Source organism: Lelliottia jeotgali (genome assembly GCF_977070485.1).
Genome location: NZ_CDRVFO010000001.1, coordinates 102,036 through 114,223 on the forward strand (window position 1 = coordinate 102,036; position 12,188 = coordinate 114,223).

At 62.0% G+C, this 12,188-nt stretch carries 10 protein-coding genes and 1 pseudogene; 8 read left to right on the forward strand and 3 right to left on the reverse strand.

Going from position 1 to position 12,188, the window contains the following annotated elements; translation table 11 throughout:
* The first annotated feature begins 55 nt into the window (after window positions 1-55).
* Window positions 56-1,570 carry a threonine ammonia-lyase, biosynthetic gene (gene ilvA / locus ACW4TB_RS00500; RefSeq protein ID WP_161871724.1) on the forward strand — a complete coding sequence of 505 codons (1,515 nt, stop codon included), beginning with the start codon at window positions 56-58 and terminating at the stop codon, window positions 1,568-1,570.
* 38 nt (window positions 1,571-1,608) lie between these two features.
* A complete protein-coding gene (locus ACW4TB_RS00505) occupies window positions 1,609-2,034 on the forward strand; it encodes a DUF2269 family protein (protein ID WP_012312264.1) in 426 nt (141 codons plus the stop codon).
* Between the two features lie 102 nt (window positions 2,035-2,136).
* On the opposite strand, the gene ACW4TB_RS00510 is transcribed toward ACW4TB_RS00505, so the two are convergent.
* On the reverse strand, window positions 2,137-2,793 hold the full coding sequence (locus ACW4TB_RS00510; RefSeq protein WP_279929334.1) for a histidinol-phosphatase: 657 nt from the start codon (window positions 2,791-2,793) through the stop codon (window positions 2,137-2,139).
* 141 nt (window positions 2,794-2,934) lie between these two features.
* On the opposite strand from ACW4TB_RS00510, the pseudogene ACW4TB_RS00515 reads away from it, so the two are divergent.
* Together ACW4TB_RS00515 and ptsP are read left to right on the forward strand one after the other, a co-directional pair.
* Window positions 2,935-3,390, forward strand: a pseudogene (locus ACW4TB_RS00515) (RNA pyrophosphohydrolase); the annotation flags it as partial.
* Between the two features lie 46 nt (window positions 3,391-3,436).
* Window positions 3,437-5,716, forward strand: coding sequence for a phosphoenolpyruvate--protein phosphotransferase (ptsP, locus tag ACW4TB_RS00520; RefSeq protein WP_012312266.1), 2,280 nt, complete (start codon window positions 3,437-3,439; stop codon window positions 5,714-5,716).
* Between the two features lie 114 nt (window positions 5,717-5,830).
* Here the strand turns inward: ptsP and ACW4TB_RS00525 are convergent, their stop codons facing one another.
* Window positions 5,831-6,577, reverse strand: coding sequence for an NRDE family protein (locus ACW4TB_RS00525; protein ID WP_012312267.1), 747 nt, complete (start codon window positions 6,575-6,577; stop codon window positions 5,831-5,833).
* Between the two features lie 129 nt (window positions 6,578-6,706).
* Between ACW4TB_RS00525 and ACW4TB_RS00530 the strand changes: the two genes are divergently transcribed.
* From ACW4TB_RS00530 to ACW4TB_RS00540, 3 genes are read left to right on the forward strand one after another with little or no spacing between them, the layout of a single operon-like run.
* Window positions 6,707-7,489, forward strand: coding sequence for a sulfite exporter TauE/SafE family protein (locus tag ACW4TB_RS00530; protein ID WP_012312268.1), 783 nt, complete (start codon window positions 6,707-6,709; stop codon window positions 7,487-7,489).
* A 16-nt stretch (window positions 7,490-7,505) separates the two neighbouring features.
* Window positions 7,506-8,315 (forward strand): prolipoprotein diacylglyceryl transferase, encoded by an 810-nt coding sequence (gene lgt / locus ACW4TB_RS00535; protein ID WP_012312269.1) that lies wholly within the window; start codon window positions 7,506-7,508, stop codon window positions 8,313-8,315.
* A 48-nt stretch (window positions 8,316-8,363) separates the two neighbouring features.
* Window positions 8,364-9,335 (forward strand): thymidylate synthase, encoded by a 972-nt coding sequence (locus tag ACW4TB_RS00540; protein WP_012312270.1) that lies wholly within the window; start codon window positions 8,364-8,366, stop codon window positions 9,333-9,335.
* Between the two features lie 40 nt (window positions 9,336-9,375).
* Here the strand turns inward: ACW4TB_RS00540 and cadR are convergent, their stop codons facing one another.
* Window positions 9,376-9,819, reverse strand: a complete 444-nt coding sequence (cadR, locus tag ACW4TB_RS00545) for a cadmium resistance transcriptional regulator CadR (protein WP_254467004.1) — start codon at window positions 9,817-9,819, stop codon at window positions 9,376-9,378.
* A gap of 82 nt (window positions 9,820-9,901) precedes the next feature.
* Here cadR and ACW4TB_RS00550 point away from each other — a divergent pair, with 82 nt between their 5' ends.
* Window positions 9,902-12,154, forward strand: a complete 2,253-nt coding sequence (locus ACW4TB_RS00550) for a heavy metal translocating P-type ATPase (protein ID WP_254467005.1) — start codon at window positions 9,902-9,904, stop codon at window positions 12,152-12,154.
* The last annotated feature ends 34 nt before the right edge of the window (window positions 12,155-12,188 follow it).

The following is a 12,188-nucleotide window of genomic DNA, read 5'->3' on the forward strand; positions in this document are numbered from 1 at the left end:
CGTAGCGCTGGGGTAGACTCGCAGCCCTTGTCCCGCGGCCAGTGATGCTTTCCCGATGCTTGAACAGTACGTCAAGAAGATCCTCACCTCGCGCGTCTACGACGTCGCTGTCGAAACCCCGCTGCACAGCGCCGGGCAACTGAGCAAGCGCCTGGGCAACCAGATTTTGCTCAAGCGTGAAGACCTGCAGCCGGTGTTCTCCTTCAAGATCCGTGGGGCTTACAACAAGCTGGCGCAACTGAGCCCGGAAGAACTGGCGCGCGGCGTGGTCACCGCCTCGGCCGGCAACCATGCACAGGGGCTGGCCCTGGCAGCCCGCGAGCTGGGCATCAAGGCCACCATCGTGATGCCCAAGACCACCCCGGAGATCAAGATCGAAGGCGTACGCTCGCGTGGCGGCAAGGTGGTACTGCATGGCGACTCGTTTCCCGAGGCGCTGGCCTACTCGCTGAAACTGGTCGATGAAAAGGGCTTCGTCTATATCCATCCTTATGACGACCCGCACACCATTGCCGGGCAAGGCACCGTGGCAATGGAAATCCTGCGCCAGCACCCTGGCCGGCTGGATGCTATCTTCGTGCCGGTGGGCGGCGGTGGGCTGATCGCCGGCATCGCCGCCTACGTTAAATACCTTCGCCCTGAAATCAAGGTGATTGGCGTCGAGCCGGATGACTCCAATTGCCTGCAAGCGGCCATGGCCGCCGGGGAGCGCGTGGTGCTGCCGCAGGTCGGGCTGTTTGCCGATGGCGTGGCCGTGGCGCAGATCGGCCAGCATACCTTCGACATCTGCCGCTTGCATGTGGATGAAGTGATCACCGTCAGCACTGACGAGATCTGCGCAGCAATCAAGGATATCTACGACGATACCCGCTCGATCACCGAGCCTGCAGGTGCCTTGGGTGTCGCTGGGATCAAGAGGTATGTCGAACTCAACGGCGTCACCGGGCAAACGCTGGTGGCTATCGATTCGGGCGCCAACGTCAACTTCGACCGCCTGCGTCATGTCGCCGAGCGTGCCGAGCTGGGCGAGAAACGCGAAGCGATTATCGCCGTGACCATTCCCGAGCGGCCGGGCAGCTTCAAGGCGTTCTGCGAGGCCATCGGCAAGCGCCAGATCACCGAATTCAACTACCGCAAGCACACATCTGACGAAGCCCATATCTTCGTTGGCGTGCAGACCCATCCGGAGAACGACCCGCGCGCTGCGTTGGTGCAGCAACTGACTGAGCAGGGCTTCCCGGTCACCGACCTTACTGACAACGAACTGGCCAAGATGCACATCCGCCACATGGTGGGTGGCCATTCGGCCGGCGCCCGCGACGAGATTGTGCTGCGCTTCGAATTCCCTGAGCGGCCTGGGGCGCTGTTCAACTTCCTCAACAAGCTGGGCGGGCGCTGGAACATCTCGATGTTCCACTACCGCAACCACGGTGCTGCCGATGGGCGTGTGGTGGCGGGGTTGCAGGTGCCTGAGGACGAGCGCCACCTGGTGCCGGCGGCGCTGGCCAAGATCGGATATCCGTACTGGGATGAGACAGACAATCCGGCTTACCGGCTGTTCCTGGGTTGAGCGACTAAGCTTGGCTAACCCTCCAAGGATGTGAAGACATGGAACACCTGACCACCCTCAAGGCCCTGCACCTCATTGCCACCGCCCTGTTATTGCTGGGCGCATTGGGCTTGGCGATCTGGACCGTACACGCCCGGCGCCAAGGTGACGCCCAAGTCTATGGCAAGCTGCTGAGTCGGCCTTTGGTGTTCGTCTGGCTGGTGATGGGCGTTAGCCTGCTGAGCATGCCGTTCACCGGTTGGTGGCTGGTTCACTTGGTAGGTTGGCCGCTGGGGCAGACCTGGGTGCTGGCGTCCAGCGTCATCTATACCCTCGGTGCGTTCGCCGCGTGGTGGCTGCTGGTGCGTCTGAACCGGCTGCGCAAGGCTGAGGTGGTGGGTTTGCGGTTTACCCTGGCCTTGGCGGTCTTCAGCGGTGTCTGCTTCCTGTCCATCGCCGGTTTGATGGGCGCCAAGCCGGTCTGAAGTTTGACCGGGCCACCCTGCAGCCCATCGCCGGCAAGCCAACTACTTACCTCGTGGGAGCTGGCTTGCCAGCGATGGGGCGCAAGGCGGCCCCAAAAAGCTTCAATCCCTAAGCGAAATCACCGGCCATCCGCGCCGTTGAGCCTCCGCCTGCAGGTTAGGGTCCGGGTCCACCGCGACAGCATGTGACACCCGCTGCAACAGCGGCAAGTCATTCATGGAGTCGCTGTAGAAATAGCTGTCTTGCAGATCGAACCCGTTCTCCAGCATCCAGCGTTCCAGCCTCGTCACCTTGCCTTCACGGAAGCACGGTATATCAGTACTGCGCCCGGTATAGCGGCCATCGCGTGTTTCGCATTCGGTCGCCAATAGCGTGCGAACGCCCAGGCGGCGGGCAATCGGCGCTGTGACGAAACGGTTGGTGGCGGTGATGATCACCAGTTGGTCGCCTGCCTCACGGTGTTGCTGCAGCAGGGCCAGGGCTTTGGGCAGGATGATCGGCTCGATGCAGTCGTGCATGAACTCGAGGTGCCATTGGTCGAGTTGGGCGGGTTCGGTGGCTGCGAGAATTTCCATGGAAAAGGCCAGGTAGGCCTGCAGATCGAGGGTGCCGTTCAGGTAATCCTGATAGAAGTCATCGTTACGTTTTTTGTACGCGATCGGGTCAAGAATCCCCCGTTCGCACAGGTAATCACCCCACGCGTGGTCACTGTCGCCACCGAGGAGGGTATTGTCCAGGTCGAATAAAGCCAGGCGCATTGCGGTTACTCGCGTCAGCCATAGGGTAGGCCCGCAGAATACGGAGTTTTGACCTCGCTGCACATAAGCGTGGCGGGCGCGTTGCTGCGCTCGCAGGCTTTGTGGAACAATGCGGTGACATGCGTTTGCGAGGTTGCTGCCGTGATCGACCCGGATGGTTTTCGCCCAAATGTCGGGATCATTCTCACGAATGATGCCGGGCAGGTGCTATGGGCTCGGCGGATCAACCAGGATGCCTGGCAATTCCCTCAGGGTGGTATCAACCCTGACGAGACGCCGGAAGATGCCCTGTACCGCGAGCTGAACGAAGAAGTTGGCCTTGAACGCGATGATGTGGAAATTCTTGCCTGCACCCGCGGCTGGTTGCGTTATCGTTTACCCCAGCGTCTGGTACGTACCCACAGCCAACCGCTGTGTATCGGCCAGAAGCAGAAATGGTTTTTACTGCGCCTGGTGAGCAATGAGCAACGGGTGCGGATGGACCTGACCGGCAAGCCCGAATTCGATGGCTGGCGCTGGGTCAGCTATTGGTACCCGCTGGGCCAGGTGGTGACCTTCAAGCGTGAAGTGTATCGCCGCGCCCTGAAAGAGCTAGCACCGCGTCTTTTGACGCGCGACTGACGACGGAGTTCGACCCCGAGCCATGCTCAATACGCTGCGCAAGATCGTCCAGGAAGTGAACTCCGCCAAAGATCTCAAGACGGCGTTGGGGATCATTGTCTTGCGCGTCAAGGAGGCCATGGGCAGCCAGGTCTGCTCGGTCTACCTGCTCGACCCAGAAACCAACCGCTTCGTGCTGATGGCCAGCGAAGGCCTCAACAAGCGTTCCATCGGCAAGGTCAGCATGGCCCCCAACGAAGGCCTGGTTGGCCTGGTCGGTACCCGGGAAGAGCCGCTGAACCTCGAAAACGCCGCTGATCATCCACGTTACCGCTACTTCGCTGAGACGGGCGAGGAGCGTTTCGCTTCCTTCCTGGGTGCACCGATCATCCACCACCGTCGTGTGGTCGGCGTGCTGGTCATTCAGCAGAAAGAACGCCGCCAGTTCGACGAGGGTGAAGAAGCTTTCCTGGTCACCATGAGTGCTCAGCTCGCCGGAGTTATCGCTCACGCCGAGGCCACCGGCTCGATTCGTGGCCTGGGCCGCCAGGGCAAGGGCATCCAGGAAGCTCGCTTCGTCGGCGTGCCAGGCTCGCCGGGTGCTGCCGTCGGGCGTGCCGTGGTCATGTTGCCACCTGCCGACCTTGAGGTGGTGCCGGACAAGACGGTCGAAGACATCGACGCTGAACTCAAACTGTTCCACAACGCCCTTGAGGGCGTGCGCGCCGACATGCGCAAGCTTTCGGCCAAGCTGGCTACCCAGCTGCGCCCGGAAGAACGCGCGCTGTTCGACGTGTACCTGATGATGCTTGAGGACGCCGCCCTGGGCGGTGAGGTGACTGACGTCATCAAGACCGGCCAGTGGGCCCAGGGCGCCTTGCGCCAGGTGGTCGGCGAGCACGTAAACCGGTTCGAGCTGATGGACGACGACTACCTGCGCGAACGCGCCTCGGACGTCAAAGACCTCGGTCGCCGCCTGCTGGCCTACCTCCAGCAAGCCCGTTCGCAATCGCTGGTGTATGCCGACAACACCATCCTGGTCAGCGAGGAGCTGACCCCGGCGATGCTGGGTGAGGTGCCGGAAGGCAAGCTGGTAGGCCTGGTCTCGGTGCTGGGCTCGGGCAACTCCCACGTCGCCATCCTGGCCCGTGCCATGGGTATCCCGACGGTGATGGGCCTGGTCGACCTGCCGTATTCCAAGGTCGATGGTATCGAGCTGATCGTCGATGGCTACAAGGGCGAGGTGTTCACCAACCCCAGCGACGTGCTGCGCAAGCAATACAGCGAGGTGGTCGAAGAAGAGCGTCAGCTGGCCCAGGGCCTGGATGCGTTGCGCGAACTGCCGTGCGTCACCCCGGACGGTCATCGCATGCCGCTGTGGGTCAATACCGGCCTGCTTGCCGACGTGGCCCGTGCCCAGCAGCGGGGCGCCGAAGGGGTGGGCCTGTACCGCACAGAAGTGCCGTTCATGATCAACCAGCGCTTCCCCAGCGAAAAAGAGCAGTTGGCCATCTATCGAGAGCAGTTGGCGGCGTTTCACCCGCTGCCTGTGACCATGCGTACCCTCGACATCGGTGGGGACAAAGCACTGTCGTACTTCCCGATCAAGGAAGAAAACCCGTTCCTGGGGTGGCGCGGCATTCGCGTGACCCTCGACCACCCGGAAATCTTCTTGGTCCAGACCCGCGCCATGCTCAAGGCCAGCGAAGGCCTGAACAACCTGCGCATTCTGCTGCCGATGATCTCCGGCATTCACGAACTGGAAGAGGCGCTGCACCTGATTCACCGCGCCTGGGGCGAGGTGCGTGACGAAGGCACGGACGTGCCCATGCCACCGGTTGGGGTGATGGTCGAGATCCCGGCGGCGGTGTACCAGACCAAAGAGCTGGCGCGTCAGGTGGATTTCCTTTCGGTAGGCTCCAACGACCTGACCCAGTACCTGCTGGCAGTGGACCGCAACAACCCGCGGGTTGCCGACTTGTACGACTATCTGCACCCTGCAGTGCTACAAGCCTTGAACACTGTGGTGCGTGATGCTCATGGCGAGGGCAAGCCAGTCAGTATCTGCGGCGAGATGGCCGGTGATCCGGCAGCAGCGGTCCTGTTGATGGCCATGGGCTTCGACAGCTTGTCGATGAACGCCACCAACCTGCCGAAGGTGAAGTGGATGCTGCGTCAGATCAACATGAGCAAGGCCAAGGAGCTGCTGGCCGATGCCCTGAGCCATGACAACCCGCAGGTCATCCACAGCTCGTTGCAATTGGCGCTGAAGAACCTGGGGCTGGCGCGGATGATCGGGCCAGAGGCCAACAAGACCCTGTGAATTCTGGGGCCGCTTTGCGGCCCTTTCGCGACGCAAGGCCGCTCCTACAGGCGACGCGACCCTTGTAGGAGCGGCCTTGTGTCGCGAAAGGGCTGCAAAGCAGCCCCATGGCCCTCAAACCCAAAGCTCAACCTCCCCCAAGTGCCCCCCAAAAGGCCCGAAACTGCGCTCGATAAGCCGTCTTTTACCCTGATCATCCACGATCAGCACCGTACTGGCCCGCGTCCCATAATTCTGGCTGGCAATAAACACACTCGACAGCAGCTTCTCTGTCGCCACCCCCACGCCAGTTTCCGGCAGCTCCGCCTCAGGCGCCGTCTCACCATCGGCCAGCAACGCCATCAAACGCTGTGGGTCTGCTGACCCCAGTAACCGTTCCAGCCCGTCGCGCGCCTTGACCAGCTTGGGCCACGGCGTGTCCAGCCCGGCATTGGAAAGCCCATACACACCAGCCGCCAGCAAGCGCGGCGCCGCTTCTCGAGCGTGCAGGTACCCGAGGCGCACACCATCGCCAACCAGCAGGTTGAACCCCGAATACTGTTTGCTGCGGCTGGCGACCTGGTCCAGATATGCCTCGACCCCAAGTTCACCCTGCAGGTATGCCGCCACCAGCTCGCCGCGCGAGCGGGAGCCCAACGGCTGCCCTGGGTCGCGAATATTGGTCAGGGCGGCGAACCGCCCCCGCGGCCCCACGCCAAGCCAGGTACCGCCGGCCTCCAGGTCACGCCCGGCATGCACGCCGGGCGCATCTTCCCAGTGTGCCAGCGCCTGAGTGGGCCGGGCATAGAACTCGTCGCGGTTGGCCGCCACGATCAACGGCAGGGCATGCCCTGGCCGCCAGGCGAATACGATCAGGCACATAGGTTGGGCCTCTGTGTTTTTTGCCACTCTACCCACTGCGGCGGCGCCGATCCATCCTGTCACAGAGTTCACTAGAGCCCCGAGCCCGGCTTCCGTTACCATGCCGGATTGTTTTTTCGGGGACGACGAATGGAGTTCGCACTCTATCTGCTTCTGGGCGCCTGTGCCGGCGTGCTTGCCGGGCTGTTTGGCGTGGGCGGCGGCATCATCATCGTGCCGGTGCTGGTGTTCAGCTTCACCCTGCAAGGCTTCGACGCTTCGGTGCTCACTCACCTGGCAGTCGGTACCTCGCTGGCAACCATCGTCTTCACTTCGATCAATGCCGTGCTCGAGCACCATCGCCGGGGTGCGGTGCAGTGGCCGATCTTCGCCTGGATGACCGTGGGTATCCTGCTGGGCGCCGGGGTGGGCGCCAAGACGGCTTCGCTTATCCAGGGCCCGCTGTTGCAGAAAATCATCGGCGTATTCGCCCTGATCATTGCCGCGCAAATGGCACTGGACCTCAAGCCCAAGGCCAGCCGCGGCATTCCCGGCAAGCCCGCACTGATCGGCGCCGGTGGCGTGATCGGTTGGGCCTCGGCAATCTTCGGGATCGGCGGTGGTTCGTTGACCGTGCCATTCCTGACCTGGCGCAGCCTGCCGATGCAGCAGGCGGTGGCCACGTCTTCGGCCTGCGGCCTGCCGATTGCCGTGGCCAGCGCCCTGAGTTTCATGTGGCTGGGTTGGCACGATGAGCATCTGCCAGCCCATAGCGTGGGCTTCGTGTACCTGCCAGCGCTGGTCGGCATTGCCGTGACCAGTATGTTTTTCGCCCGCTTCGGCGCGCGGCTGGCGCACAAGTTGTCGCCCCGTCTGCTCAAGCGTTTGTTCGCCGCGCTGCTGTTTAGCGTAGGTCTGAGCTTTTTGATTTGAAACCAGAGGAATATCCATGCTGCCTTACCCGCAGATAGACCCCGTGGCCGTTGCGCTCGGGCCGCTGAAAATCCATTGGTACGGCCTGATGTACCTGATCGGCATTGGCGGCGCGTGGCTGCTCGCCTCACGCCGGCTCAACCGCTTCGACCCCACCTGGTCGCGCGAAAAGCTTTCTGACCTGGTGTTCTGGTTGTCGATGGGGGTTATCGTCGGCGGACGCTTGGGTTATGTGCTGTTCTACGACCTGCACGCCTACCTGGCCAACCCGACACTGATCTTCGAGGTATGGAAGGGGGGAATGTCGTTCCACGGCGGCTTCATCGGCGTCATGCTGGCAGCCTTGTGGTTCGGCAAGCGCAACAACAAGTCGTTCTTCGAACTGATGGACTTCGTCGCACCGCTGGTGCCGATTGGCCTGGGGGCAGGGCGTATCGGCAACTTCATCAATGCCGAATTGTGGGGCAAGGCCACCGATGTACCTTGGGCAATGGTCTTCCCGCCGTTCAGCGACCCTGCTCAGTTGCCCCGTCATCCGTCGCAGCTGTACCAGTTTGCCCTGGAAGGTGTGGCATTATTCGTGATTCTCTGGTTGTACTCGCGCAAACCGCGCCCGACCATGGCCGTTTCCGGTATGTTCGCGCTGTTCTACGGCATTTTCCGCTTTATCGTGGAGTTTGTACGGGTGCCCGACGCCCAGCTTGGCTACATCGCCTTTGGCTGGTTGACCATGGGTCAATTACTCTGCGTGCCGATGATCGTCGGTGGCCTGTTCTTGATCTGGTTGGCCTACAACCGCAAACCTACGGCAAAACCAGCCGTATGATTTTCACGGCAGGGGCGATCCCCCTGCCGTTCTTGTTACAGGAAAGTCATGAAACAGTATCTAGATCTGGTCCGCGACGTCATCGAAAACGGCACCCTGCAGGAAAACCGCACCGGCATCCGCACCATCAGCCTGCCGGGCGCCATGCTGCGTTTCGACCTGCAGAAGGGTTTCCCGGCCATCACCACGCGCAAGCTGGCGTTCAAGTCGGCAATCGGCGAGATGGTCGGTTTCCTGCGGGGCGTGAAAAACGCCGGTGAGTTCCGCGAGTTGGGCTGCAAGGTGTGGGATCAGAACGCCAACGAGAACGCCCAGTGGCTGGCCAACCCGTTCCGCCAGGGCCATGACGACCTCGGCGAGATCTACGGGGTGCAGTGGCGCCAGTGGCCGGGCTACAAGCGCATCCCGCTGAGCAACCCGGCAGCGATCGAAATGGCCGAAAAAGCAGGCTTTCGCAGGATTGCCCAGGACGAGGAAGATGGCCAGGCGTTCGTCGTCCTGTACAAGGCCATCGACCAGGTGCGTCAGTGCCTGGACACCATCGCCAACGACCCTGGCAGCCGACGCATCCTGTTCCATGGCTGGAACTGCGCGCAGCTGGACGAAATGGCGCTGCCGCCGTGCCATCTGCTGTACCAGTTCCACCCGAATGTCCAGACCAGGGAAATCTCCCTGACGCTCTACATCCGCTCCAATGACTTGGGCCTGGGCACGCCGTTCAACCTCACCGAAGGTGCGGCGCTGCTGTCGCTGTTCGGCCGCCTGACCGGATACACGCCACGCTGGTTCACGTACTTCATTGGCGATGCCCATGTGTACGAAAACCATCTGGACATGCTTAACGAGCAACTCAAGCGCGAGCCGCTGGAAGCGCCGAAGCTGGTGATCAGCGACCGCGTGCCTGCGTTCGCCGAAACGGGCAAGTACGAGCCAGAATGGCTGGAGAAGATCGAACCGAGCGATTTCAGCCTGGAAGGCTATGAGCACCATGCACCGATGACGGCGCCGATGGCGGTCTGATTTACTCAAATGCCGAGGGCTGCGCAGCAGCCCTGCGGCTTCAATGCCCGTGGCTACGCCCCACGTGCGAATGCTCGGTATCCGGCACAGATACTGCTCCGTTCACCTCCAACCGCTGCAAGATCGCGCATTCCACTCCCTGCGCACTGCACCGCCTGCGTAATTCCACCAGTTGCTCCTGCAATGCCACCAGACCATTGATCCGCGCCTGCACGTGTTCGATATGTTCGTCGATCAACGCATTGACGCTGCCACATGAGCCTGCTGGGCTATCGCGCAGGCGCAAAAGGCTGCGTATCTCGTCCAGCGTCATATCCAGGGTGCGGCAGTTGCGTATGAAGGTCAGCCGCTCGACATGGGCCTGGGTATACAAGCGGTAATTCCCGTCGGTACGTGCTGGCTCCGGCAGTAGCTGCTCACGCTCGTAGTAACGGATGGTCTCCACCGCACAGTCGGTGGCTTTGGCCAATTCTCCGATTTTCATGGCGAATCTCCAGCAGGTGGCTTGACCCTATAGTGGCTACAGGGTGTTCACTTGGCAACAGGTGCTCAATAAGGACGACCCCATGAACCAGCCTGTCAGCCACGAACACGTGCATGACCATGACCACGTCAACGCCGGTAAAAGCCATTGCCACGACGCACATGCGCACAGTTGCTGCGGTTCCAGTGCGGCGCCTGCGTTTGTGCAATTGAGCGAAAAAGCCAGTGACCAGGCCCGGCTCAGCCGTTTTCGCATACAAGCCATGGACTGCCCGACAGAACAGACCCTGATCCAGGACAAGCTCGGCAAGCTGGCCGGCATCGAGCAGCTGGAGTTCAACCTGATCAACCGCGTACTGGGCGTGCGCCATACCTTGGATGGCACTACTGAGATTGAGCGGGCCATCGAAAGCCTGGGCATGAAGGCAGAACCGCTGGCTGTAGAGGAAGAGGGTGGCGTCATCGCACCCGCGCCAGCCAAGACTCGCTGGTGGCCATTGGCATTGTCCGGCATCGCGGCGATCGCTGCCGAAATCATTCATTTCAGCGCGCTTGCTCCCGAGTGGGTGGTAGCCGCGCTGGCGCTGGCAGCGATCCTAGGCTGTGGCCTGGGCACCTACAAGAAGGGCTGGATTGCCCTGAAGAACCGCAACCTGAACATCAACGCTCTGATGAGTATCGCCGTGACCGGTGCCGTGCTGATCGGCCAGTGGCCTGAGGCGGCCATGGTCATGGTGCTGTTCACCATCGCCGAACTGATCGAGGCACGTTCACTTGACCGTGCGCGCCATGCCATCAGTGGCCTGATGCAGCTTACGCCGGACATGGCCACAGTGCAGCAGGCCGACGGCCAATGGCGTGAGGCCGAGGTGCGCCACGTGGCGATCGGTACGCTTGTGCGGGTACGCCCCGGTGAGCGTATCGGCCTGGACGGTGAAGTGGTCAGTGGGCAATCCAGCGTCGATCAGGCGCCGATCACCGGCGAGAGCCTGCCTGTGGACAAGGCCCCTGGCGACAAGTTGTTCGCCGGCACCATCAACCAGGCCGGCGCTCTGGAGTACCGGGTAACTGCAGTGGCAGGGCATTCCACATTGGCCCGTATCATCAAGGCCGTGGAGCAGGCGCAGGGCGCTCGAGCGCCTACCCAGCGTTTCGTCGATACCTTCTCGCGCATCTACACACCTGTGGTGTTCGCCCTGGCTTTGGCCGTAGCGCTCATCCCGCCGCTGTTCATGGCTGGCGCCTGGTTCGACTGGGTCTACCGCGCCTTGGTGCTGTTGGTGGTGGCCTGCCCATGTGCCCTGGTGATTTCCACCCCGGTGACCATTGTCAGTGGCCTGGCGGCTGCGGCGCGCAAGGGCATCCTGATCAAGGGGGGTGTGTACCTGGAAGGGGGCCGCAAACTGGACTTCCTGGCCTTGGACAAGACCGGCACTCTTACCTACGGCAAGCCGGTGCAGACCGATACCAAGGTGCTAGACCCATTGTTCGAGGGCCGCGCCCAGGCACTGGCGGCAAGCCTGGCCGAGCGCTCAGACCACCCGGTATCGGCCGCCATCGCCCAGTTCGCCAGGGCGCAGGGGCTGGCCCTGAGTGAGGTCAGCGCGTTCTCTGCCTTGGCGGGGCGTGGTGTGCGTGGTGACATCGATGGCGAAACCTATCATCTGGGCAACCATCGCCTGGTCGAAGAGCTGGGCTTGTGCTCACCGCAACTTGAAGCACAGCTGGACCAACTCGAGCGTCAAGGCAAGACGGTGGTGCTGTTGCTTGACCGCTCTGGCCCGTTGGCGCTGTTTGCCGTTGCCGACACGGTCAAGGAAAGCAGCCGTGAGGCCATCGCCGAGTTGCACGCGCTGGGCATCAAGACTGTCATGCTTACCGGCGACAACGCCCATACTGCCCAGGCCATCGCTGCCCAGGTAGGTATCGACCGCGCCGAAGGCAACCTGCTCCCTGCCGACAAACTGAGCACGATCGAGCAGCTCTACGCCCAGGGGCACCGGGTTGGCATGGTCGGTGACGGCATCAACGATGCGCCGGCGCTGGCCCGTGCCGAGATCGGTTTCGCCATGGCGGCTGCCGGTACCGACACCGCCATCGAGACCGCCGATGTGGCGCTGATGGATGACGACTTGCGCAAAATCCCGGCCTTCGTCAGGCTGTCGCGGCAAAGTGCGGCGATCCTTAAGCAGAACATCGTGCTGGCGTTGGGCATCAAGGCCATCTTCCTGGCAATCACCTTTGCCGGCATAGCCACGCTGTGGATGGCGGTGTTCGCCGACATGGGCGTCAGCCTGCTGGTGGTGTTCAATGGCCTGCGCCTTTTGCGCAAGTAGCAGCTGCAAGCTACAAGCTGATCGAGGTGGAATC

Bases quoted from the DNA above. Each gene is read 5' to 3' on its own strand.
- ilvA (WP_161871724.1), top strand. From the start codon at position 56: ATGCTTGAACAGTACGTCAAGAAGATCCTCACCTCGCGCGTCTACGAC.
- ACW4TB_RS00505 (WP_012312264.1), top strand. From the start codon at position 1,609: ATGGAACACCTGACCACCCTCAAGGCCCTGCACCTCATTGCCACCGCC.
- ACW4TB_RS00510 (WP_279929334.1), bottom strand. From the start codon at position 2,793: ATGCGCCTGGCTTTATTCGACCTGGACAATACCCTCCTCGGTGGCGAC.
- ptsP (WP_012312266.1), top strand. From the start codon at position 3,437: ATGCTCAATACGCTGCGCAAGATCGTCCAGGAAGTGAACTCCGCCAAA.
- ACW4TB_RS00525 (WP_012312267.1), bottom strand. From the start codon at position 6,577: ATGTGCCTGATCGTATTCGCCTGGCGGCCAGGGCATGCCCTGCCGTTG.
- ACW4TB_RS00530 (WP_012312268.1), top strand. From the start codon at position 6,707: ATGGAGTTCGCACTCTATCTGCTTCTGGGCGCCTGTGCCGGCGTGCTT.
- lgt (WP_012312269.1), top strand. From the start codon at position 7,506: ATGCTGCCTTACCCGCAGATAGACCCCGTGGCCGTTGCGCTCGGGCCG.
- ACW4TB_RS00540 (WP_012312270.1), top strand. From the start codon at position 8,364: ATGAAACAGTATCTAGATCTGGTCCGCGACGTCATCGAAAACGGCACC.
- cadR (WP_254467004.1), bottom strand. From the start codon at position 9,819: ATGAAAATCGGAGAATTGGCCAAAGCCACCGACTGTGCGGTGGAGACC.
- ACW4TB_RS00550 (WP_254467005.1), top strand. From the start codon at position 9,902: ATGAACCAGCCTGTCAGCCACGAACACGTGCATGACCATGACCACGTC.